A 22,468-nucleotide genomic window follows, 5' to 3' on the forward strand; every position below is an offset into this window, starting at 1 on the left:
AACCAGGTGGGCCCCGCTGTATGGAGTGTGAGGTGCGCGCGGGCGATCCCGCGCGGCAGGTGGCTGGCCACCGGCGTCCACCGCACGACCCACACCCCTCCACCGCCATTGTGGTCAGTCCGATATCTGGGGAGAAAAGCTCCGGTAAAGAAATTTCCGGGAGCGCTCCCACGAATCGCTTCCCTCACACCGCCCGGGTACTTACGCTAGCGAGAACGCCGACGCGTGCCCCGGTGCGACCCAGAACCGACAAGGAGCCACACGATGGCCGAACAGCCGGCGACCCCTGCTGAGGCCGGGCGGGAACAGTGCGTCACCGAGGCATTGGCGAAGCTTGACCTTCCCGCCAAGATCGCGCTTCTGTCCGGGGCGACCACGTGGAGCCTGCCGGCCGAGCCGGAGATCGGTCTCCGGCCGTTGGTCATGTCCGACGGCCCCGCCGGGGTGCGGGGCGAGCGGTGGGCGCCCGAGGACACCGCCGTCCAGCTCCCCAACGCCTCCGCTCTCGCCGCGACCTGGGATCCCGAGCTCGTGCGTACGGCGGGGCGGCTACTGGCCCAGGAAGCGCGACGCAAGGGCGTCCACCTCCTCCTCGCGCCGACGATCAACCTGCACCGAACGCCGCGCGCCGGCCGGCACTTCGAGTGCTACTCCGAGGACCCCCTGCTGACCGCCGAGATCGGTATCGGCCTCGTCCGCGGGGTCCAGGACGGCGGGGTGGGTGCGACGATCAAGCACTTCGTGGCCAACGACTCAGAGACCGACCGTTTCACCGTGGACGTGCAGATCGACCACCGTACGTTGCGCGAGATCTACCTGGCGCCCTTCGAGGCGATCATCCGCTACGCGTCCCCCTGGGCGGTGATGTCCGCCTACAACGCCGTGAACGGCACCACCATGACGGAGAACGCGGCCCTCAACGCCGTGCTCCGCGAGGAGTGGGGGTTCAGCGGGGTCATCGTCTCCGACTGGCACGCCGCCCGCGACACCGTGCGCGACGCCCTGGCCGGAATGGACGTGGCCATGCCGGGCCCCGACACCGTCTACGGCGACAAACTCCTCGCCGCAGTGAAGGAGGGCGTCGTTCCGGAGCCGCAGATCGACCGGATGGCGACCCGAGTGCTGCGTCTCGCCGCCCGGACCGGGGCTCTCGAGGGGGCGTCGGTCGAGGCCCCCTACGACGGCGTGGTCGACGGGCACGCGTTGTCCAACGAGCTCGCGGCCCGCTCCATGGTGCTGCTGCGCAACCACGTGGAGCCCGGCGGCGGCCCCACCCTCCCGCTCAACCCCAAGGGCCTGCGCCGCGTCGCTGTCCTGGGCGCCGCCGCGGCCCACCCCCGAACCGGTGGCGGGGGAAGCGCTCGGGTGTTCCCCCCGTACCGGATATCCCCGCTCCAAGGACTCCGCGACGCCCTCCCACCCGGAGTGGAGGTGAGCTACGCCGAGGGCTCCAACCCGCGGCTGTCCCTGCCCGTCATCGAGGGCGCGGTCCGGGCCGAACTGTATGACGACGACGGCTCACTGCTCTCCGGGGCGGACCTGTCCCAGGCATCCACCAACGGACTGCCCGAACTGCTCGGGGATGTCGAGGTCGAGGACGTCCGCGCGGTGGAGCTCTCCGGAACGGTCGACGTCGCCGAGCCTGGACGCCACGTCTTCGAGGTGCGCGGTCAAGGCCGCCTCACACTCATCGTCAACGGCAAGGAGCGCTTCAGCGGGACCCTCACCCTGGCCGACCCCGAGAACCCCGGTGCGGCCCTGCTCGCGCCCGCGCGCAAGCGGGTCGAGATGCACCTGGAACCGGGCACGGTGTCGTTCGCACTGGTCAAGACCGACATCGACCCCGCGAACCTCGAGTTCGCCCTGTTCAGCCTCGCCTACAGCGAACCCCTGCCCGACCCGCAGCGGCAACTCGACGAGGCTGAGGACCTCGCCAAGAACGCCGACGTGGCGATCGTCGTGGTGGGGACGTCGGAGGACGTCGAGTCCGAGGGGTTCGACCGCGAGTCCCTTGCCCTCCCCGGTACACAGGACGAGCTGGTACGTCGCGTCGCCAGCGTCAATCCGCGCACCATCGTGGTCCTCAACTGTGGCGCACCGGTCCTCACTCCCTGGCGCGAGGACGTGTCCGGCATCCTGCTGGGCTGGTTCGGCGGGCAGGAGATGGGGGCGGCGGTCGCCGACGTCCTGCTCGGAGTGCGTGAGCCGACCGGCCGTCTTCCCACCACCTGGCCCGACCGTGAGGACGACGCCCCCGTGCTCGCCACCAGGCCGAACTACGGGGAACTCGTCTACGAGGAGGGCGTGTTCGTCGGGTACCGCGCGTGGGAGAGAGCCGGACGCACGCCCGCCTACTGCTTCGGGCACGGACTGGGCTACACCGAGTGGCGCTACGACTCCGTCGCGGCGGGGCCGGGGCTGGACGACACCGAGCTGGCGCGGGTCCGGGTGCGGATCACCAACGTGGGCACGCGCCCGGGGCGGGACGTGGTGCAGGTCTACCTGTCCGCTCCCGACCGCGCCGACGGCCCGGACCGCCCCCGCTTCTGGCTCGCCGGGTTCGCCAGTGTGACGGCGGAGCCCGGCGACGTCGCCCAGGCCGACATCGTCCTGCCGCGCCGCGCGGCCGAAGTGTGGACGGACGAGGGGTGGCGGCTGCCTCCGGGGAGTTACCAGATCCTGGCGGGTGCGTCCTATCGGGACATTCGCCTGGCCGCTGCCCTCCCGATCACCTGACCGGGCGCGTTCCGGGGGCGTGCGGGGTCAGCCCGTGGGCGCGAGCGGTTGGCAGAGCCCGAGCGCGGCCCGCCACTCCTCCACGCGCGACCAGAAGGCGTCGGTGGGCTCCACCGGGGCGAACAGCCAGACGGGTCGTTCGGTGTCGCCGACGATGACGGGCTGTGCGGGGGCCGGGGTGCGCCTGCCGAGGCAGTGCCAGGTGTACTCCAGCGGCTCCAGCAGGGCCATCAGCCGGTCCGCCACGTCGCGCTCCGGGCGGACCTCGCACACCACCCACGGCCGGAACCTGCGGAGTATCTCCAGGGCCCCGGCGACGACGTCGGGTTCGGTCGACTCGGTGTCGATCTTGATCACGGAGGGGGCGATGGTGGCGCGGTCCCGCCAGCGGGCCAGGGTGTCCACCGGCACCTGGAGCCGGCCGATCTCCGGATAGGGTCCCTCCACCAGGGAGTTCGAACCTTCGGTGACTCCGGACAGGCGCAGTGTTCCCGTGCCTGTGTGATTGCTCAACGCGAGCTCGACAACGGTGTAGTTGAGGTCGTTGTCGACCGCGATGTCCCGGGCCACCTGTGCGACCGCCGGGGTGGGTTCGAAGGCGAAGACCGGGCGTTGGGACCGTGCGCTGGCCAGCGCGGCGTAGAGGCCGATGTTCGCGCCGACGTCGAGCACCGCGCCGGGAGGGGAGAGTTCGATGGCCGCGAGGAAACAGGCGATCCCCGACCGTTCGTAACCCACGAGCCCCTCGGCCTGCAGCCGGCTGGGAACCCAGTAGTCTCCGGGGGCCCGGATTCGCAGCGTCGAGCGCTCCGGGGTCTCGGCGTCCGGCCGGTGGGGTAACGCGAGCTCGAACTCGCGCACGCGCGGAGGGATACGTTCGCGGTCCAAACCTCCCCACGACTCGGGAAGTCGGACTCGCAGTTGACGTGCCGCGTAGCGCACAACTGGATGGCGGCGCACAAAAGCCCGCACCGACTCATTGACCACTCTGGATTATCCCCCCCGATGGTGTCCGAGACGCATTAGGGGCTGATCCACGAAACATGCCCCAGAGACGTCCCAGGCGAGACGACGTTACCGCCATAGTGGGTGGTGGGTCCCGTTTTCCCGAATGTTTCCTTCCGTGGAGTTACCCACGGTCCGCGCCCGGGATGTGTCCGAGCCTAGAACGCTTGCCGCTCGGGATAAACGGCCAGGTGGGGCCAGGTAACCGGATTCTTTCGAGCTTCCTACCGACAGCGAGTTCGCCGGCACGGACAGTGGTGTTCCCGGGGGTTCGGTGGCCCCGCCGTGCGCGCAGCGCACGGAAACGAAAGCCCCTCCCACAGCACCTAGACTTGGTCGGCGTGAGTCTCTCCATCGGGATCGTGGGACTGCCCAACGTCGGCAAGTCCACACTGTTCAACGCCCTGACCAAGAACAACGCGCTCGCCGCGAACTACCCCTTCGCGACGATCGAACCCAACGTGGGGGTAGTGAACGTTCCTGACCCCCGGCTCGGCACGCTGGCCGAGGTGTTCGGGTCGGCGAAGATCCTTCCCGCGACCGTGACGTTCGTCGACATCGCCGGCATCGTGCGGGGCGCCTCGGAGGGTGAGGGCCTAGGCAACCAGTTCCTCGCGCACATCCGCGAGAGCGACGCCATCTGCCAGGTCATCCGGGTCTTCGACGACGGCGACGTCACCCACGTGGACGGCGGCATCGGTCCGGAGCGCGATATCGAGACCATCAACACCGAGCTCATCCTCGCCGACCTCCAGACCGTGGAGAAGGCGCTGCCGCGTCTGGAGAAGGACGCCAAGCGTAACGCCAAGGACGCCGCGGCCAAGGAAGCGCTGGAGACCGCGCGCAAGGCGCAGGAGATCCTGAACGAGGGCACCCCACTGTCCACCGGAGCCCCGGCGGCCGGCCTGGACCTGGCGCCGATCCGTGAGCTCAACCTGCTGAGCATCAAGCCGCTGCTGTACGTGTTCAACCTGGACACCGACCAGCTCACCGACGACGCGCTGCGCAAGCAGCTCTCCGAGCTGGTCGCCCCGGCCGAGGCCATCTTCCTCGACGCCAAGATCGAGGCCGAGCTGGTCGAGCTCGACGCCGATGAGGCCGCCGAGCTCCTGGAGTCCATGGGCCAGAGCGAGGCCGGCCTCGACCAACTCGCCCGCGTCGGCTTCAACACCCTCGGCCTGAGCACCTACCTCACCGCCGGCCCCAAGGAAGCCCGCGCCTGGACCATCCCCAAGGGAGCCACCGCCCCCGAGGCGGCCGGCGTGATCCACACCGACTTCCAACGCGGCTTCATCAAGGCCGAGGTCGTGTCCTTCGACGACCTGACCAAGGCCGGCTCCATGAACGACGCCCGCGCCGCCGGCAAGGTCCGCCTGGAGGGCAAGGACTACGTCATGCGCGACGGCGACGTGGTGGAGTTCCGCTTCAACGTGTAGTCACGCGGCGCGAACATCTCCCGCTATTCAGTGGACGAGCCCGGTGAGACGCTCGCTGATGCGGCGCAGCTGCGCGCGTGCATCGGTGTCGTACGCCTGCGGATGCATCCGGCTTCTGCGCGTGCCGTCGAAGTAGTGCCCAGTCGTGTCCGCCAGCGAGGGGTCGGTCGCCAGTCGGTACACGGCCTGCGCTCCTTGGTCTGCCGAGCCGGATGGGGCGATGCCTGCGGCTCGGACCATCGTCGTATCGAGGTGCGTTCCGGGATGCAGGCAGTTCGCGGTCAAGACACTGGTTGCATGCTCCTGGGCGAGATCGAACGTGAGCATGCCGAGTGCGACTTTGCTCTGACCGTAGGCACGAGTGCCGCTATAGCCGCTATTCAGCATGAGGTCATCGAAGCTGATGCTGCTCTGGCCGGCCGAGACGACGTTGACGATGCGGGACGGCCGCGCAGCGCTGAGCGTCGGCAGTAGGAGCCGCGTCATGAGGAACGGTGCGAGGTAGTTCACCGCGAGGTGTCGCTCGAAGCCCTCTGGGGTCTGTTCGCGAGGTCCACCGGGGACCGAGATGCCGGCGTTGTTGACAAGGATGTCCAGCTGGTCGCAGGTGTCGAGGACGGTGTGGGCCAGCACTCGTACGTCGTCGAGCGAAGCGAGGTCGGCGGGCAGAAAGTGTGCCGAAGCGCCCGCCGATTCAGGGCTCATCGCAGTTGAGGGTGTAGCGGCTGGTGGCGGGGTGGGCGCGTCGGTGCAGCGATAGACGTCGAGGTCTCCCGATGATGGAAGTTCTCACGCTCGCCATCTGGAAGACCTCGACATGCCCAACGCTACCTTCTTGTCCCCAGATCTCGATGCTTTCTGTGGGCTGGGCACGCTCGGTCTCACGGCCACCGGCCAGCGCGTCGAGCCCGACCACAGCGTCCTGGAATGTCGGGTCCTCGAGGACGATCGGTGGTGCCATCGCTGCGGTCAGACAGGTGTGCCTCGAGGGACGGTGACCAGGGCGATCGTTCACGTCCCGCTCGGATGGCGGCCGACGATACTGCAGGTCAGAGTGCGCCGCTACCGCTGTCCGGACTGCTGCACGTCGTCCAGTGTCATGAACCGCGCTGGCGAGGTGTTCTGCGCGTGGTGGGTCATCGCTTCGGGGTCCTCTCGTCGGGATGATCGTCGCATGCGCGGGGGTGGGGTGGGTTATCTGCTCTGGTCGAGGTGTGGGCAGGTCGCCCAGGCGCCGGCGCCTGCGGTGCGTGCGGCGAGTGGTGGCGTTACTGCCGCGCCATCGCCAACCAGCCGACCGTTTGCCCGGAGCGCTTCGCGTTGCGCGCTGTGATCACGAGGTTGCACCGAGGTGCCGCCAGGCCCACGCCTCGAAGCTGGTTGTGGGAATCCCGAGCGCGTGCGCATACTCCGGTCGGGCGGGCTGCCCGAAGGCGTTCAGCCATCGGTGGGAGGTTCCCATGGCCGGCATGCCGGCCTCGACCGCTTGCTCCTCGCTCATGTCCGGCGCGGGGATGGTCAGTCCGAGTACGTGCGAGAGGGTCTCCGCGATCTGAGTCATCGACCGGTAGTCGCTGGCCAGTTCCAGCTCTACGCCGTGGAAGCGATCCGCATTGGCGAAGGCAGCCGCCGCCGCGCGGCCGATGTCTTCCACCGCGACGAGGGCGAGGTGAGTGTCCGGCCGGAGCGCGGTGATCAGTCCGCCTTCGAGGCCGCGGGGGAACATGTAGGCGGCGGAGGGCAGAAAGTTCTCCATGAACGTGCCAGGCTTCAGGATTGTCCAGCGATCAAGGCCGGCCGCACGCACCCGGTCTTGGATGGCGCTTTTCGCGTCGAGCGAGTCCGCGGTCATGCCCCAGTCGCCTTCGGCCCACCCAGGCGCCGTGGAGTGCTGTCCGGCTCCGCTCACAGAGGTATGGACGAGCTGCTGCACACCGGCCACCTTGGCGGCCTCGATCAGGTTGACGGCCTGACGCATCTCGCCTTCGAAGTCGACGCCGTCGGCGCTCATGCTCGGCATCTGCACGGAGAAGATGCCGCGGGCGCCTTGGGCGGCCCGGATGACCGATTCGCGATCGTGCAGGTCGCCGACCGCGAGTTCCGCTCCGAGTCGCTCGACCGCGGCGCCTCTCTTCGGATCGCGGACGAAGGCGCGGACCGGGATGCCGGCCTCGATCAGTGCATGGACCGTCGCGCCCCCTTGCTTGCCTGTCGCGCCGGTAACCAGAACGGGGGCTGTGCTCGATGGCGACATGGGTCTCCTTCGCTAGAGTGGGAATGAAACGGCGGAGCCCGCCACTTCTGACAACGACGATACGGCGGACCCCGCCGTTTAGCAACCAGGAGGCCTCGATGCCCGAGCGCCAGCGAGCCGACGCGCGCCGCAACTACGCGCGTATCCTGACGGTGGCCGAGGCAGAAGTAGCTGCACACGGGGCTGAAGCCTCCCTGGAGAAGATTGCTCGGGTGGCCGGCGTCGGCTCCGCCACGGTGCGCCGACACTTCCCGACCCGGCGGGCTCTGATGTATGCCGTCTTCCAGCAGCGCATCGATGGGCTATGCAGCTCGGCCAGGCTCCTCGCCGCGGAGGAGGAAAGCCGCCAGGCGTTGCTGACATTTCTCAGCCAGGTCCTGAGCTACTGCATCGACGCCCGAGGGTTCGCTGCCACTTTGGCTCATGATGACGCCGTCTCCGGCCCCGTCTACGCGAACGGCTGCGCGCGCGAATTGGCAGAGGCGACAGACCCACTCCTCAACCGAGCGGTCGCCGACGGCAGTGTGCGCGAAGGTGTGACCGCTGAGGATCTCATCGCCACGGTCGTCGGTATCGCCCTCGCGACGGAGAACCATCCCGATCCGGCGACCCAGGCGAACCGCCTGTTCTCCCTGGCCATCGAGGGCATCAGCCCGCCGCCCTGATCCGCATCCTCCACCAGCGCGGCGGCCCCAGCGGTTCGCATGGTTGGCAGCGGCGCCGGTGGGCAGGTTGCTTCGGGTATCGACGAATCAGCATGATCAGAGTGTGATCATCCCGAAGGCAGGAGGTCTCACTCGATGAGGCCGCTGCGGAAGCATTCTCATCATGTCGCTGCCGAGTCGATCAGCCAGTGATGGCGCAGTCGGGTGGCTCGTTCGTACCCAGCCAGGATCATTGCGATGTTTGCCCAGGCGGGAAGACTCACCGGTGAGTTGAAGGTGCCGATGTGCTCGGTAACCGGTGGTATCGCGGTGATCGACTCGACACCTTGCAGGATGCTCAGGCTCAGCGCGATGAGCAGAACCACTAGCGAGACCAGCCCCACACCTCTGCTCATCGCAGGATGCCGGTCGGCGAACTTCGCGCGACGTCCTTCTTGGGATCGAGGGTCGGGGTGCAGCATGTGCTCTGCGCCGGTGTCGTCGGGGATGTAGTGCATGCGTTTGACCCCGAATCCGCTGGTGGCGACCTGGATCGTCCCGCTGGGCACGGTGAAGATGGTGGGCACATTGGATCGGGCAATCTGCACCCCGTCCCGGTAGAGCGCGGCGGGAGCTGTGCCTTTGCCCGCTTCATGGTCGGACTTGGACTTGGCATCGGTCATATGGTGAACGTCCACCGCGTAGAGGTGCGGTGTGCCGGTCTGGTCGATCAGCCGGATGTAGAACAGGCACCTGCTGAGCAGTTGCCACCAACGAAAGGGCTTGAGAATGCTTCCGTCGCCGCGCCGAACTTTGCCCATCTGCCACCGGCGCTTGAAGTTCTTGATCACGGGGTGTCCGCTTTCCGAGAGCGTTCGCGCCACCAGACCCCGCCCACGACGGCCACGTTGACGGCTCATCGCATTTGAAGGTGTAGCAGGGGTCTGAATCCGCCGGTGTCGAGGAGAGACCGGAGGATGTGGTGGGCGAGGTTGCGGAAGCCCAGCGCGGCGCCGCGGAGGTGCTCGAGGCGGCCATTGATCGCTTCGGTGGGTCCGTTGCTGGTGCCGGGGCGGTCGAAGTAGGCCAGCACGTCCTCGGCCCGGCGTTTCAGGGTGCGGCCGAGCGTGATGACCTCGGTCAACGAGGCTGGAACGTCGCCTGCGAGGTCCTTGATCACTGCTGCGAGTTGCTGCTTCGCAGCAGCGCGATCAGGGTTGCGGTAAGCCTCCACGATCCGCTGGTAGATGCCCCAGGTGGCGTAGACCGCGGCATGCTCGTCTGCGGCGAACACGCTGTTCAGACGGTCGCACTGGCGATCGCTCAGGAGGCCTGCGCCAGTGCGGAGGACTCGACGTATCCCGTAGAGAGGATCCCCAGAGCGACCGCGGTGCCCGCAGGTGGCCTGTTGGATCCGTTGCCGGCAGCGGTCCAGTGCGTCACCGGCCAGGGCGACGACGTGGAAGGGGTCCATCACCGCTTCGGCCTGTGGGATCTCTTCCGCGGCGGCGGTCTTGAAGCCGGTGAAGCCGTCCATCGCGACGGTCTCGATCCCGTCCCGGAAGGTCTGTTCCTGCTGGTCGAGCCAGGTCTTGAACACCTTCTTCGAGCGTCCTGGGACCATGTCCAGCAGCCTCGAGGGGCCGGTGCCATCGCGGACCGGAGTCAGGTCGATGATTACGGTGACGTACTTGCTGCCGCCTCTGGTGTGGGACCAGACGTGCTCGTCAACGCCGAGCACGCGGACCCCGTCGAGCCGCGCAGGATCGTTGATGAGGAGCTGGGTGCCGGCCTCGAGGACCGCGTTGTTCACGGTGTGCCAGGCAGTGCCGAGGTTCTCGGCGACTCGTGCGATCGACATCCGGTCGATGACCACGCTCTTCAGCGCCCACAGCACTGCGTCGCGTGACAGCTTCGTGCGTGGCGCGGCAGCGGTCGTGGTGTCCTGGCGCCACACGGTGCAGCAGTCCGGACAGCGGTAGCGGCGCACTCTGACCTGCAGTATCGTCGGCCGCCATCCGAGCGGGACGTGAACGATCGCCCTGGTCACCGTCCCTCGAGGCACACCTGTCTGACCGCAGCGATGGCACCACCGATCGTCCTCGAGGACCCGACATTCCAGGACGCTGTGGTCGGGCTCGACGCGCTGGCCGGTGGCCGTGAGACCGAGCGTGCCCAGCCCACAGAAAGCATCGAGATCTGGGGACAAGAAGGTAGCGTTGGGCATGTCGAGGTCTTCCAGATGGCGAGCGTGAGAACTTCCATCATCGGGAGACCTCGACGTCTATCGCTGCACCGACGCGCCCACCCCGCCACCAGCCGCTACACCCTCAACTGCGATGAGCCCGATTCAGCCTCGGCGACCGTGTCAGCTCCTCGACGAGCATCACGGCCGTGGAGGAGCAGGTGGTTCCCGGGGCGCGCGAACCGCGTGGCGAGTCGACGTCCGATGCCGTCTGTTGCTCCAGTGATCAGGACGGTGAGGTCGGGCATGGTGCTCCTGACTCGAAACGGAGGGATACTACGGATTGTGATCCGTAGTGACTCTACGCTTACGCTGGGTCGATGGGAAGCGTTGTGCCATGAGTCCGCCCACTGGCCGTAGGCCGCGCGCCGACGCGCAACGCAACCGGTCTCGGCTCATCGCCGCCGCGCGAGCGGTCGTCGACGAGGACGGCGGTCTCGGCAGCTTGGACCGCGTTGCGCAAGAGGCCGGCGTGAGCATTGCGACGTTGTATCGGCACTTTCCTCAGCGTGACGCGTTGATCGAAGCGATCTACACCGAGGAAGTCGACGCTCTCGTGACCGCGGCCCGAGAGCTTGGAGCCGAACGCGACCCGATCGAGGCACTTCGCGAGTGGTTGCTGCTGTTCGTCGAGTTCCTCGACACCAAGAGGGGGATGTCGGAAGTCCTCGGCACGCTGTTGCGTGGCCCTGACGCGCTCTTCCGTGACTCGACCGAGCGGTTGTCGTCCAGCGTCGCTGAGCTGGTTCTTCAGGCTCAGAGCTCTGGGCAGTTGAGTGCTGGTATTGACCCGGTCGATCTGTTGCGCGCGCTCGGCGGTGTCGCGTCGGTGAATCCCAGCGAAGCGTGGCGGGCCTCTGCGGTCGGACTCGTCGATGTCCTGCTGCGAGGACTTCAGCATCGAGACGACGCCGGGAACGAGACGCGGCCGTGATGGCCGCTTCAGCGGGCTGGGCCAGCTCGCTGTGCTAACTGGATGGCCGGCAAGGCGTGACTCTGCAGATCGAGCCCGGCGTAGCCAGATGGTTCTACGTGCTGGAATTCGGTGGAGTTTAGATTTTCAAATTAACCTCTGAGGTCATCCGCAGGAGAAGGCTTTAGTCCTCGCACGTGAAGTCGCAACGCGTTTGCAGCGAAACTTGCGGCCTCCGGGGTTCCGAAGGCGACATGGAAGTCGGGGTTCGTTTCGTACTGGTCTGCGAGACCACGGATCATGTCGACGGACTTCGCCGTGTCGCCTGCATGGGTAGGAGTTCCCGGAATCTCCTTGAACCACTCCACGTGAACGGCCGCGTGCTCCTGCGCTATCGCGGAGTCCAGTTCATGCCCTTCCTGCTGGATCACACGCCACCGGGTGAGTAGGGCGTCGGCTCTGACTTTCCATGCCTTTTGCTGCTGGACCGATTTCCCGTGCCACCACTGATTCGATGCGTCGAATGCGTCGCGGCCCCAGCGCTCGACGACCTCAACCTCATATCGGTCGTTGAATCCCTCGAGCATGACATCCATGCGAGGTTCGCGGCCCTGGCGACGCATGGACAAGGTGTGCTCCACCGCGTTGATGCGTCGATTCAGAGAGTCGCGTTCCCTAGCTGTGATGTCCAGGGACGTTGTTTCGGCGACACGGCCGTGAACAGCTGAGAGGTGAGGGCCTCCGGTTGTGAAGTGGAGCTGTTGAGTTCAACCGCTTCACGTACCAGGAGGCCCTCGTGTCCCACGCTAACGCTGCCCTGACCCCGCGCGCTCGACTCCGCCTGGCGCGCCTGATCGTCGAGGACGGCTGGTCGCCGCAGGTCGCGGCGAAGATGTTCATGGTCTCTCCCGTCACGGCCCGAAAATGGGCGGCTCGGCTGAGGCTGGAGGGCCCCGCCAGGATGACCGATCGTTCGAGTCGGCCGCGATCGATGCCGACGAAGACGCCACTGCCCGTGGTCAAGCGGATCGTGAAGCGGCGGTGGCGGGGCCGTCTCGGCCCGGCCCAGATCGCCGGTGAACTCGGGCTGCCCGCCTCGACCATCCACGCAGTGCTCGTGCGATGTCGAATCAACAGGCTCAGCCATATCGATCGGGTCACGGGAGAACCCATCCGACGATACGAGCACGACCATCCCGGCTCGCTGATCCATGTCGACGTCACGAAGTTCGGCAACATCCCCGACGGCGGCGGATGGCGGTTCGTCGGCCGCGTCCAGGGCGAACGCAACCGGGAGGCCACCGCGACCCGTCTGCAAAGCAGGAACCACCGCTATGAGCCCCGGTTGGGCACCGCGTTCGTCCACACCGTCATCGACGACCACTCCCGTGTTGCTTACGCTGAGATCTGCTCTGACGAGAAAGCGCAGACGGCGATCGGCGTCCTGCGTCGTGCTGTCTCATGGTTCGCCGCCCGGGGTGTCCCCGTCGAGCGTGTCCTCTCGGACAACGGCTCCGCCTACAAGTCCCACGCCTGGCGCGATGCCTGCGCAGAACTCGGGATCACGGCGAAGAAGACCCGCCCTTACCGGCCGCAGACCAACGGGAAGATCGAACGCTTCCACCGCACCCTCGCCGACGGCTGGGCCTACGCCCGGTTCTACGGATCAGAAGCCGAGCGTCGCATGGCGCTACCAGGCTGGCTGCACTTCTACAATCATCACAGGCACCACTCCGCAATCGGGGCCCCACCCATCAGCAGAATCCAAAACAACCTGCCTGGACATCACACCTAGCGAGATGCTCCAAGTGCCCGGTGAGCGCTTGGACTTCCACCTCAGGAGTTGTGGGCACATCAAGTACGTCCGCGATGTCGGCCAGCGGCATGCCCGTTTCTCGCAACAGCAGGATTCGCTGTAGGCGGGAGACTGCGTCGGGCCCGTAGTACCGGTAACCGTTGGACCCGACGCGGTCTGGCTCGAGCAGCCCAATCTGGTGGTAGTGACGCAGCGTTCGCCCGCTGATGCCCGCACGTTCTGCGAGCTCGTGCACGGTCCACTCCACGGACTGCCTCCAGCTGGTTGACGTCGTTCTCATTCTTCCCGATTGAGGCGCAAGCCCAGTTGAGGCGCGGCGACACGCAGAACCTCGTCCACAGGCACGGCAATGCTCTGTGCCGCGGTGGCTCCTGTGGCATCGAGGTAGGCGCGAACTAGCCGTATGCCGGCTGCGTAGCCAGCACCCGTGGGCAGGCCAACTGGCTCTGCGCCGAGGAGGCGCGCGCTCGCGTCACCATGCACCCACGCCGTGAAGTTCTGCATGCCTGTGACGTGCAGCCCGCTTGCGACCTTCGCAAGGACTTCGGCATCGTTGTGGGTGCTTTCACTGACGAAATGCGTGTACCCGCGGTCGCCGAACAGCTCCGCAGCGAACACGTCCGCAAGCCCTTCCGAGATTACCTGCTCGCCGACGGTGACCGTCATCGGGTCCCATACGACTCCGCCCGGCGAGTACCGCACATTGTGGTGCAGTTCATGAACGGCAATCGCTTCGAGTCGCTCCAGAACCTGGGGCGTGGGCCAGACGGTGATGGTGATGTAGCCGCTGATTCCACCGAATGCGGACAGCCCCTGGATCTCGTCGACGAAGTGCTTGTTGTCGGGATCGCCTAACACGAGGAGCACCTGCAGATCGGGCACCTCGATGCCCGGGGCAGCTGCCCGGAGTGCCGCGGCTCCGGACTCGAGCGCCGTAGTGATGCGGTTCCAGGCGTCTGCCTCGACGAGACGCTCGAGGGCCCCCTGGATCGGTTCGGTTGCGCCCTCCCAGTCGAAGCCGAAGTTCTGTCGGTGCACGTTGGCCATGTCGACCCCTCCCGGGATGAAGTGGTACATCCCAGCCAGGGGAGACCACATCTCACGGACCAGATCGGCGCGGTCATCGGGTGTCGCTGCGAGCACTCGGCGCATGCTCGACGCGCTGTCAATCACTGAAATAGTCATAGCAAGAGACGGTAAACCTTGCCGTTACGACAAGGTCAAACCCGGGGAGTAGCTAACTTCTCCAGAGGTTGGTATCTGCGGCGACGTGGTGGAGTTCCGCTTCAACGTGTAGTCATAGCGATGATCGCCTCGAAGCCTTCACCGGACCCGAGGCGATCTCTCTATCTGTTGTCGGGCCGGCCGCGGGATGCTCAAATGTTCCCGTCGAGCGCGGCTCGTACTCGGCGCTCTTCGGCATCATCGAGGCCTGTCCGCCGTGCGCCACCGCGACGGTTCTCGTATGCGAGGGCGTCGCGCAACGTATCCAGAAGCGGCCGTGTCACCAAACCGTTCGCGCGTGCTCGAGTCGTGTCGAGAGTGGCGAAGCCGCGCCAGTCCGGTTTGTCGATCCACAGGGGCAGTGACGCGGGCCCCATCCAGCACCCGACGCCGAGTTCCGCGAGCCGTGCGGCGGGCACGGGGCGGGCCGGCACCTGACTGCGTGCTGCCTGTGCCGAGACGGCGAGAACTTCCCCCAGGGAGATCGTGGGGCCGGTCGCGTTGAACACCCCGTCGAGGCGCTGTTCGGCCGCGGAGACGATCCACGCGGCCAGGTCGCGGACGTCGATCATGGCGCAGGGGAAGCCCGGGTCGTCCGGCACGATCACGTCGTCGCCGGTTGAGTGCGCGAACCTCCACGGCCAGTACCCGCTTCGGCCGGAGTCGTCGTCCGGTCCGCCGATCAATCCCGAGCGCACGATCGTCGAGGAGGAGCCAGCGGATCGGATCGCCGCCTCGCAGGCGACCTTGGACTCGCCGTAGCTCGACATGTCCTCCATGACGTCACCCTCGAGGGGAGCCCGCACGGCTGATCGTTCGTCCTGTTCCAGCGCGGAGAAGTCAGCGTAGACATTGCCGGACGAGACGAACACCCAGTGCGAGCAGTGGAGGTCCCGCACCGCGCGGCGAACCTGGCCGGGCTGCCGGGAGACATCGATGACCGCATCCCAGTGGTGCCCCCCGACAGGGGCCAAGCCCTGATCCTCGTCCCGGTCGGCCACGACCAGTTCGATCCCGTCAGGTGCGGGGTTGCTGCCGCGCGCTACGCAGGTCACCTCGTGGCCGCGTGCCGCAGCCGCCACGGCGATGTGGCGTCCGAGGAAGGCCGTACCGCCCAATAGAAGAATCTCCATGGGCTCAGCCAACCACGACGACGCGTGTGATGCGGTGCCGTTCTGCCACGGGCAGACAGGCCGAGCCGCGGTGCTGAGCGCACTCACTTCTTCACGTGGAGACGGTGAGATTGCCTCGAGACGGAGAGCGGTGGAGTTCCGCCTCACCGTGTAATATCCCTGTGGCCAGGGGTTTCATTCTCTGGAGTGCGACGGCTGGCGTAGCCGGACATCCGGAGGCGGTGGTACGGCGCAATGGAGGCAAGCAGGATGTCAGAGCACGACAGCTACATTTCCGGGGCGCCCGAGAAGTTCCGCCCGCTGCTCGAGCGGTTGCGCGGGGAACTCGCCGCCGCGCTCCCGGACGCGAGCGAGATCGTGAAGTACGACATGCCGGGGTTCCAGGTGGGGGATTCCATCGTCGCCGGCTATGCGGCCTTCAGCCGCCAGTGCGGCCTCTACGTGTCCCCCGGTGCCATCACGGCGCTCGCTGACGACATCGCCGCGGCCGGACTGAAGGCGACGAAGACCGGAGTCACGTTCACGGTGCGACAGCCGATCCCGGACGACCTCGCCCGCGAGCTCGCCCTCGCGTCTCGGCGCGAACTCGGCGTCTGACGACAATCGCGAGGGCGTCCGACGTGAGTCGCGAACGTGTACCGCTCTGACGTCCAAGTCGATGCTCGTTCCAACCACCAGACCCCTCCTGGAGGCCCCCGATGAGTAGTCCCGCAGCGCACGTCGTTCGGCGCGGCGCGGGTGTCCCACTGGTATTCGTGCACGGGCTTGGCGTCGACCACCGTCTCCTGCTCGACCTCGACGACGTGTTCGCCGAGACGGGGGAGTGGGAGCGGATCTACCTCGACCTGCCGGGTTTCGGGGAGACGCGCCCGCTCACCGGCCGGGGTGGTCTTCCCGATGTCGCGGACTGGCTGGACCAAGCGGTTGATGGGCTGATCGGCTCGACGCCGTTCGCGGTCGTGGGGAACTCGCTGGGTGGGCTGCTCGCGCGCGACCTCGTGGCTCGCCGACGGCGACAGTGCGTCGGTCTCGCGCTGCTCGCGCCGGTCGTCGACCCTCTCCGAGACCGTCGCGTGCTCCCCGAGGTCCGGGCCGTGGGCGAGGATCACGCATTGCTCCGGTCGCTATCGGCCGAGGACGCCGAAACGTACGCGGAGATGGCGGTCATCCAGTCCCGCGCGAACTGGGAACGGTTCCGCGTGGCGGCGCTCCCAGGCATTCGGGCGGCGGACGGCGACGCGATGCGGAGGATCGGGGAGCTGTACGCGTTGTCGGCCACGCCCGACGACACGCTCGACGGGTTCGACCGGTCGACGTTGATCGTGGCGGGCAAGCAGGACACGGTTGTCGGCTACGTGGATCAGTGGACCCTGTCCCAGCGATTCGCCCGGGCCTCCTACGCCGTTCTCGACCAGGCCGGGCACAACGTGCACCTCGACCAGCCGGAAGTCGTGAGGGAGCTACTGCGCGACTGGTCGCGGCGGGTGGCGAGCGAACTGGGCGGTGCGCCGGTGGTCTCCCCGAGCGAGCACTTGCCGGTCTCTTCGTGACCTGCCCTCCACAGGTCCTCGAGTTCCGCCACAGGGCGCGAACCCCCGAGGAGTACGCGCGGTATCGGGAGCGGATCTCGCTCGGGTTTCCGCTCGAAACCGCACCAGACGAACTCGCCGGTGCTCGACATGCAGAGCGCGCTGTGGAACGCGGGGCTGGTGCGGGCGGCTGGAGCGCTCGACATCCTCATCGCCGCCGACGCGTCGTGAACGACGCGACGGTACTGACCGCGACGACGACCACATCGCGAATGCCTTCGACCCGCGGCATGAATACGTCGCCCCATCGAAGTAGACCGACGAAGGGGGAGCACGGGGGTACAGCTCAATTAGGGCGCGCGCTTGGGTTCGCCCAAAGCCGCGGTTGGAGTGTCCGGACCGATGGGGCGGTGCGGTCTACCGGTCCGTCGCCTCTCCGCGCAGCAGGTCGAGCGCCTCGGTGGCGACGAGCTCGGGCTCGGTCAGCGGGATCATGTGCCCGGAGTCGGGGGCGGGTACGAAAGTGGCCTGGCGGTTCCGGGACGCGGTCACACGGTGTGCGGCGACCAACGAACGTCGGATGGACCGATCGAGCCACGTGGACTTCTGCCCCGAGACCACGCGCATCGGGACGTCGTCGAGTGGGAGGGGGTTCTCCCTGAGCTCGCTCAGTCCCGGCGTCACGTGCCGTAACTCCTCGGAGGCGCTTCGCGCCGCGGACACCGAGGACGAGGCCTCCGCCACGGCTCGACCCAAAGCCCCGTCGAGGCCGGCGGCGGCCATCCGTGTGAGGGGCGCGAGCAGTCGGAGGCGAGCGAGCGGAACCATCGATGAGGCCTGCATTCGATCGGTCATCGTGGTGAGCCGCGAGAAGTACAGATCGGAGTGCTCGTCGGCCTGGTCCACGAGAACCACCCCGTGGACGGGTGACCCTCGTCGGGCCAGCCGCGCGGCGACGGTGCGCACGACGGCGCCGCCCCAACTGTGACCGACCAGTACGAGCCGGTGGTGTGGGTACGCGGCGATGACCGATTCGAGGTCGTCGGCGAGACGTGCGAGGTCCCGCGGGGCGCCGTCCGGGTCGCTTCCCCCGAACCCCGCTCTCTCGTAGGCGACGACCCGGACGCGTTCGCCGAGGCGTTCGTGGACCGGCCCCCAGTACAGGCCGCTGAAGCCCAGCCCGGCCTCAAGCACGACCAGGTCGTTCCCCTCACCGCGAACCATCGTTCTGAGGTGACGGCCGTCCGGCGTCGTGACGGACTCGTCGCGACCGAGCAGGTGCCGACCAGGGGGAGTTGGCATCGAACCCCGCGCTTTCACCAAGGAGTACCGGGCAGAACAGCCCAAGACTATTCGGTGGAGCCGTACACGCGACATGTCGGAACTTGTCGTGAGTCGGGAGCCGCGGCGGTATGGCGCGCGACACGGGCGAAGACCACGGTGACGACGGGTGCCTTCTCGACTCCGTCTACGAAGAAGCCCACGCGCAGGGTCGTGGCCCTCATGGAGTGGTGCCCTGTGCGCGCGGTCGGCCACGGCGCAGCCCGTAGGAGCGTCCCACGGCATCGTCGTCGCCCGCCAGCGCGACCAGCGCGTGCGCGAGATCTTCCCGGTGCACGCTCGTCGTGGCGTTGCGCTCGGCCAGCAGGCGGTAGTCGGTCCGGGCGCCGTCGGTGAGGTAGCCCGGCCGCACGATCGTCCACGCGTGCGACGAGGCACTGCTCCGGAGCACGCGCTCCATCGCCTCGATGTCGTCGTAGACGCGGGGAGTGAGCCGGCGGACGAAGCCCCGGAGCGCGCGGAACCACAATGGTTCGCCCGCCCCCGACGTGTACGCGGGGGACGCCGACGTCACGACGATTCTCGGGATCTCTGCGTTGGTCATGGCGGCGAGCAGGTTCGCCGTCCCCGGCTCGCACACCGGCTCACCCGGCCGGTCGGGCCGCATGCCGATGGACGAGACCACCGCGTCCGCACCGTGGGGCAGGACCAGGTCCGCGTCGTTCACCACGTCGGCGATCTGTGCCTCGACGCCTTCGGGCGCTTCGAAGCGCGCGCGGTCGCGGACCAGTGCCGTCACACGATGCCCCGCGACCAGCGCTTGGTTCACCACCCTGCGCCCGGTCGCCCCCGACGCTCCCGCAACCACGATGTGCACGATCGACTCCTTCCAGATTCGCTAGTCAAACTGTACTACGCTGATCATGGGAGTCCCCGGTGGAGGGAGCGAACATGTCAGCCGCCAAGTTGTTGGTGCTCGGGGCGGTGATCGAGCACGGGAGTGCTCACGGGTACCAGGTGCGCAAAGACGTGGAGTCCTGGCGCGCCGACCTCTGGGGCGGCATCGGGCAGGGATCGATCTACCACGCACTCCGACGATTGACGGCCGAAGGACTGCTCGCCCACGCCGGCGAGGAGACGCCGGCGGCGGCCCCGGCGCGCACGATGTATCGCGCGACGTCCGAAGGGCGACGGGCGTTCGTCGAGTTGCTCGAACGGATGCTCGCCAGCGACAGTTGCACCCCCGGCGAGACCATGGCGGCGATCGGGTTCCTCACGACACTGACCCGCCAGAGAGCACTCGAGATCCTCGGGCGCCGCGTCGCGGCATACCGGTCGAAACGGGACCGTATCGCGAAGGAGTACGAGCGTTCACCCGACGCAGAGTGGGGCCACCACATCGAGGCCGTCCGCTTCTGGATCCGCTCCGCCGACGCGGAGGTCGACTTCACGACAGACCTGATCGATCGACTGCGTTCGGGGGAGTACGTGATGGCCGGCGACTAGACGGTGCCGGGCAGACGTCCGGTCCCAGTCGCCGGAAACGACCGCCGGGACCTCGGCCCCGGCCGACGGTCCTGGCCCTCTCCACCATGCTGAGCGGCACTCATGGGTCCCGGACTGGCTCCAGCAGCTCCGGGTGGATGGGGATGCAGCGGCGCCGTTGTCCGTCGGCCCGGACCGGGCTCGGATGAGTCCATGCTCCCGCTGACTCTCTCACTGGCGTTCAGGGTCGACGACCCCGATTGTCGATGCACCCTCACGGAGGGCGTGGTGGGCAGGCGCCCTCGTACGCGTACTCTGTCCGGGGCCACGTCTACGGCGAGAATCGAGGGCGCCCGGTGGTGACGGACTTCGCACGGGACCACGCGTTCTCCATCGCGTGGTTCGGGCTGATGACCATGGTGTGGCTGGGCTGGGCCCAAGAGGATCCCCCCGCCTCGTGGCGATGGCGACTGGGCCTCGGGTCCGGTGTCGGAGTCGTGCTGGCGGGGCTCTTCGGGCTCGCAGTGGCCCTGCGCTGGAGCGAGCCGTCCGCGCTCGACGGCCAGTACCACTGGTTCGGTGTCCTGGTCGCGGCCGAGGTGGTCGCCGCCGGGGTGGGCTGCCTCCTCCTCGCGCTGCGTGGACGGAGCCGCTGGATGGCGTGGTGGGTGGCCGTGGTCGTCGCGGCGCACTTCGTCCCCCTGGCTGCCCTGCTCCAAGACGTGTCGGTCGCGGCCCTGGGACTCGTTCAGGGAGTCGGTCTGGCGTGGTTGGTTCCGCGCCTGCGCGGGAGCGACATCTCGACCAGCCGCTATGTCGGACCGGTCATGGGCGTGGCCCTCCTGGGCTTCGCGCTGGTCTCGGCCGGCGTCTTCCTCGTCGAGTACGGGGTCCCGTGGTCGTCGTAGGTGTCGGAGTGGTGTCGCCCGGGTGAATCCCGGATCCACATCCCCTGTGGTTGCTGGATTTCTCCGCTGTATCGGCCACTCCCGGATATCGTGATCAGTGCTGGTCAACGGGTGGCGGTGGCCGCCCCGTTGGGCTGTGAGACTTCACTCCCGTCCCGCCGCGCCCTGGGAAACTAGTGCGCATTGGGGGTGTTTGGCCCTACCTTGTCCGGGTTGATTCGTGCAGCGCGGCACGATCCGATCTACCTGGAGTACGTACGTCGATGAGCAGCAGACACCCAGCGCAGGACCATCGTGTCGACCCTGGGTGGGGGCTGTTCAACACGGTCGTGATCACCGCGGCGATCACCGGGCTGCTCGCCTACCCGCTCGCGCCGCGCCCCTACGATCTCGGTCGCGAGGTCGTCGGTGACCAGGAGCTCGCGCGCAACGTGTGGGTGGGGATGGAGGGAGACCGGGTCGGCTACCACGGTCTGGCGGTCGCGACTGTGGAACGGCTCCAGGAGGACCAGACCCACGTACGCGGGGCCGGCCTGGGGACCGAGGGAACCGCAGGCGAGCCCGTGGCGCCGGACACGCGCATGGCCGCCAGCCCCATCGCGGGCGTGCTGCCGGGGATGATCCTCGCGGACATGGTCGAGCGCGACGAAGTGGCGCTCGACTCCACCGTGGGGGACCTGCTGCCCGAGCTCGACCCGGCCGATCCCGACCTCACGGACGTCACCATGGAGGAGCTCGGTACGCACACCTCCGGAGTGACCTGGACCGAAGCCCCGCTGCCGAACCAGTTGTGGGACCTGGCGACCAAACAGCCCTCGGACAAACCACGCTCGGTGTCGCACTTCCTGGAACGGGTCTCCACCGAGGCCGAGGTCGACGACGAGCGGCGCGGGGAGCGGGAGTACTCCCACACCGGGCTCAACCTGCTCGGACACGCGCTCGCCGCCGCAGCGGACCAGGAGTACGCCGACCTCGCGCGCGAACGGATCTTCGCCCCGCTCGGGATGGAGGACACCGAGGTGTGGACGACGGCCACCGGTTGGTCACCGCCCCTGGTGCACGACGCCGACGTGGGGCGCCCGATCCGCTTCACCAGCACCGAGGCCGACGGGCCGGCGGAGGGGCTGGTGACCACCGCCGCCGACCTCTCCTCACTGGTGAAGGCGATGATCGACGGCAGCGCCCCGGGCCACTCCGCGGCACTGCCCCGAACCGGCGACCCACGGGAGGGACCACAGCACGGGTTGGGCTGGCAGATCGAGAAGGTCGGCGACCACCTGATCACGACCTACGGTGGGACCGCGTCCCGCAACGGCCACGCGGCCTGGATCGCGTTCTCCGGAAACCGGGGAGCGGTGGTCATGTCCAACACCCACCGCGGGGCGGAGGACATCACGCTGCGGCTGATGGGGGTGCGGGATCCGGACCGCGACGACAACCGGCAGGTGTTGCTCAGCTCCTGGGCCACCGTCCTGCCGACCCTGCTCCCGAGCGTGGCAGTACTCGCCTTCGCGCTGCGCCGGCGCCCAGGAGTCCGCTGGCGTCGCCAGACCGACCGGGCTGGTCTGGTCGCCTACTCGGCCATCGCGTCGTCCATCCTGACCTACACCTACCTGGTGGGATTCTGGCACCGGGTCCCGCCCTGGGTGTGGATCCTCGGCGTGGTCCTGACGGCGCTCGCCATCGCTCTCGGCGTGCGCCGCTGGCCGGATCTCCCCGCCGTCCGAGGACCCCGCCGATGGCTGCGCCGACTCCTCCTCATCCCGATCACACTCGGGGCCCTGGGCGCGGTCCTCCTCCTCGGCCCCATGGCGGCCGACATGACGTCCAGCGTGCCGTAGGAGAGGAGAAGCCCCGAA

The 22,468-nt window shown here is 67.8% G+C and carries 23 protein-coding genes and 1 pseudogene; 11 read left to right on the forward strand and 13 right to left on the reverse strand.

Annotated features, from left to right (window positions below; all coding sequences use genetic code 11):
• Positions 1-264: 264 nt before the first annotated feature.
• Positions 265-2,736, forward strand: a complete 2,472-nt coding sequence (locus J4H86_RS22285) for a beta-glucosidase family protein (protein ID WP_236540035.1) — start codon at positions 265-267, stop codon at positions 2,734-2,736.
• A gap of 27 nt (positions 2,737-2,763) precedes the next feature.
• Here J4H86_RS22285 and J4H86_RS22290 read toward each other — a convergent pair whose 3' ends face one another.
• Positions 2,764-3,597: an FkbM family methyltransferase gene (locus J4H86_RS22290; protein WP_236540037.1), complete on the reverse strand. Its 834-nt coding sequence runs from the start codon at positions 3,595-3,597 to the stop codon at positions 2,764-2,766.
• Between the two features lie 485 nt (positions 3,598-4,082).
• On the opposite strand from J4H86_RS22290, the gene ychF reads away from it, so the two are divergent.
• The gene (gene ychF / locus J4H86_RS22295; protein WP_236540039.1) at positions 4,083-5,177 is read left to right on the forward strand and encodes a redox-regulated ATPase YchF; all 1,095 of its coding nucleotides are present in this window, start codon (positions 4,083-4,085) and stop codon (positions 5,175-5,177) included.
• A gap of 27 nt (positions 5,178-5,204) precedes the next feature.
• Here the strand turns inward: ychF and J4H86_RS22300 are convergent, their stop codons facing one another.
• Both J4H86_RS22300 and J4H86_RS22305 read right to left on the reverse strand, forming a co-directional pair.
• Entirely contained in the window at positions 5,205-5,882 is a 678-nt protein-coding gene (locus tag J4H86_RS22300) for an SDR family NAD(P)-dependent oxidoreductase (RefSeq protein ID WP_236540041.1), read from the reverse strand.
• Positions 5,872-6,138: a hypothetical protein gene (locus J4H86_RS22305; RefSeq protein WP_236544206.1), complete on the reverse strand. Its 267-nt coding sequence runs from the start codon at positions 6,136-6,138 to the stop codon at positions 5,872-5,874. Before J4H86_RS22305 ends, J4H86_RS22300 begins: the two co-directional genes overlap by 11 nt.
• Between J4H86_RS22305 and J4H86_RS22310 the strand changes: the two are divergent.
• Positions 6,043-6,264 (forward strand): annotated as a pseudogene (locus J4H86_RS22310) (transposase family protein); the annotation flags it as partial. The gene J4H86_RS22305 and the pseudogene J4H86_RS22310 overlap by 96 nt on opposite strands.
• A gap of 246 nt (positions 6,265-6,510) precedes the next feature.
• Here J4H86_RS22310 and J4H86_RS22315 read toward each other — a convergent pair.
• Entirely contained in the window at positions 6,511-7,431 is a 921-nt protein-coding gene (locus J4H86_RS22315; protein WP_236540043.1) for an NmrA family NAD(P)-binding protein, read from the reverse strand.
• A gap of 98 nt (positions 7,432-7,529) precedes the next feature.
• On the opposite strand from J4H86_RS22315, the gene J4H86_RS22320 reads away from it, so the two are divergent.
• Positions 7,530-8,096, forward strand: a complete 567-nt coding sequence (locus J4H86_RS22320; RefSeq protein WP_236540045.1) for a TetR/AcrR family transcriptional regulator — start codon at positions 7,530-7,532, stop codon at positions 8,094-8,096.
• Between the two features lie 161 nt (positions 8,097-8,257).
• On the opposite strand, the gene J4H86_RS22325 is transcribed toward J4H86_RS22320, so the two are convergent.
• The 3 genes from J4H86_RS22325 to J4H86_RS22335 form a co-directional block, all read right to left on the reverse strand.
• Positions 8,258-8,926: a hypothetical protein gene (locus tag J4H86_RS22325; protein ID WP_236540046.1), complete on the reverse strand. Its 669-nt coding sequence runs from the start codon at positions 8,924-8,926 to the stop codon at positions 8,258-8,260.
• A gap of 65 nt (positions 8,927-8,991) precedes the next feature.
• Positions 8,992-10,302: an ISL3 family transposase gene (locus J4H86_RS22330; protein WP_236540048.1), complete on the reverse strand. Its 1,311-nt coding sequence runs from the start codon at positions 10,300-10,302 to the stop codon at positions 8,992-8,994.
• Between the two features lie 95 nt (positions 10,303-10,397).
• Positions 10,398-10,568 (reverse strand): SDR family NAD(P)-dependent oxidoreductase, encoded by a 171-nt coding sequence (locus tag J4H86_RS22335; RefSeq protein WP_236540049.1) that lies wholly within the window; start codon positions 10,566-10,568, stop codon positions 10,398-10,400.
• Between the two features lie 89 nt (positions 10,569-10,657).
• Between J4H86_RS22335 and J4H86_RS22340 the strand changes: the two genes are divergently transcribed.
• The gene (locus J4H86_RS22340; protein ID WP_141784290.1) at positions 10,658-11,254 is read left to right on the forward strand and encodes a TetR/AcrR family transcriptional regulator; all 597 of its coding nucleotides are present in this window, start codon (positions 10,658-10,660) and stop codon (positions 11,252-11,254) included.
• A 131-nt stretch (positions 11,255-11,385) separates the two neighbouring features.
• Here the strand turns inward: J4H86_RS22340 and J4H86_RS22345 are convergent, their stop codons facing one another.
• The gene (locus J4H86_RS22345; RefSeq protein WP_236540051.1) at positions 11,386-11,820 is read right to left on the reverse strand and encodes a TipAS antibiotic-recognition domain-containing protein; all 435 of its coding nucleotides are present in this window, start codon (positions 11,818-11,820) and stop codon (positions 11,386-11,388) included.
• A 209-nt stretch (positions 11,821-12,029) separates the two neighbouring features.
• Here J4H86_RS22345 and J4H86_RS22350 point away from each other — a divergent pair, with 209 nt between their 5' ends.
• Positions 12,030-13,028, forward strand: coding sequence for an IS481 family transposase (locus tag J4H86_RS22350; protein ID WP_236540053.1), 999 nt, complete (start codon positions 12,030-12,032; stop codon positions 13,026-13,028).
• On the opposite strand, the gene J4H86_RS22355 is transcribed toward J4H86_RS22350, so the two are convergent.
• The 3 genes from J4H86_RS22355 to J4H86_RS22365 all read right to left on the reverse strand — a co-directional run bounded on the left by J4H86_RS22355 (position 12,988) and on the right by J4H86_RS22365 (position 15,406).
• Complete coding sequence (locus J4H86_RS22355) at positions 12,988-13,329, reverse strand: MerR family transcriptional regulator (RefSeq protein ID WP_236540055.1); 342 nt, start codon at positions 13,327-13,329, stop codon at positions 12,988-12,990. The genes J4H86_RS22350 and J4H86_RS22355 overlap by 41 nt on opposite strands.
• Complete coding sequence (locus J4H86_RS22360; protein ID WP_236540056.1) at positions 13,326-14,234, reverse strand: DUF2268 domain-containing protein; 909 nt, start codon at positions 14,232-14,234, stop codon at positions 13,326-13,328. The genes J4H86_RS22355 and J4H86_RS22360 overlap by 4 nt, the downstream gene beginning before the upstream one ends.
• A gap of 191 nt (positions 14,235-14,425) precedes the next feature.
• Positions 14,426-15,406 (reverse strand): NAD-dependent epimerase/dehydratase family protein, encoded by a 981-nt coding sequence (locus tag J4H86_RS22365; protein ID WP_236540058.1) that lies wholly within the window; start codon positions 15,404-15,406, stop codon positions 14,426-14,428.
• 249 nt (positions 15,407-15,655) lie between these two features.
• Here J4H86_RS22365 and J4H86_RS22370 point away from each other — a divergent pair, with 249 nt between their 5' ends.
• Both J4H86_RS22370 and J4H86_RS22375 read left to right on the forward strand, forming a co-directional pair.
• Positions 15,656-16,003 carry an iron chaperone gene (locus J4H86_RS22370; RefSeq protein ID WP_236540060.1) on the forward strand — a complete coding sequence of 116 codons (348 nt, stop codon included), beginning with the start codon at positions 15,656-15,658 and terminating at the stop codon, positions 16,001-16,003.
• Positions 16,004-16,104: 101 nt separating this feature from the next.
• Positions 16,105-16,956, forward strand: a complete 852-nt coding sequence (locus tag J4H86_RS22375; RefSeq protein ID WP_236540062.1) for an alpha/beta fold hydrolase — start codon at positions 16,105-16,107, stop codon at positions 16,954-16,956.
• A gap of 396 nt (positions 16,957-17,352) precedes the next feature.
• On the opposite strand, the gene J4H86_RS22380 is transcribed toward J4H86_RS22375, so the two are convergent.
• Positions 17,353-18,237: an alpha/beta fold hydrolase gene (locus J4H86_RS22380; RefSeq protein WP_236540064.1), complete on the reverse strand. Its 885-nt coding sequence runs from the start codon at positions 18,235-18,237 to the stop codon at positions 17,353-17,355.
• 199 nt (positions 18,238-18,436) lie between these two features.
• The gene (locus J4H86_RS22385) at positions 18,437-19,093 is read right to left on the reverse strand and encodes an NAD(P)-dependent oxidoreductase (RefSeq protein WP_236540065.1); all 657 of its coding nucleotides are present in this window, start codon (positions 19,091-19,093) and stop codon (positions 18,437-18,439) included.
• 74 nt (positions 19,094-19,167) lie between these two features.
• Between J4H86_RS22385 and J4H86_RS22390 the strand changes: the two genes are divergently transcribed.
• From J4H86_RS22390 to J4H86_RS22400, 3 genes are all read left to right on the forward strand, one after another.
• Positions 19,168-19,722 (forward strand): PadR family transcriptional regulator, encoded by a 555-nt coding sequence (locus J4H86_RS22390; protein ID WP_236540066.1) that lies wholly within the window; start codon positions 19,168-19,170, stop codon positions 19,720-19,722.
• Between the two features lie 338 nt (positions 19,723-20,060).
• Complete coding sequence (locus tag J4H86_RS22395; RefSeq protein WP_236540069.1) at positions 20,061-20,609, forward strand: hypothetical protein; 549 nt, start codon at positions 20,061-20,063, stop codon at positions 20,607-20,609.
• A 263-nt stretch (positions 20,610-20,872) separates the two neighbouring features.
• Positions 20,873-22,450 (forward strand): serine hydrolase domain-containing protein, encoded by a 1,578-nt coding sequence (locus J4H86_RS22400; RefSeq protein ID WP_236540070.1) that lies wholly within the window; start codon positions 20,873-20,875, stop codon positions 22,448-22,450.
• Positions 22,451-22,468 lie beyond the last annotated feature (18 nt).

This window comes from Spiractinospora alimapuensis (assembly GCF_018437505.1).
GTDB lineage: Bacteria > Actinomycetota > Actinomycetes > Streptosporangiales > Streptosporangiaceae > Spiractinospora > Spiractinospora alimapuensis.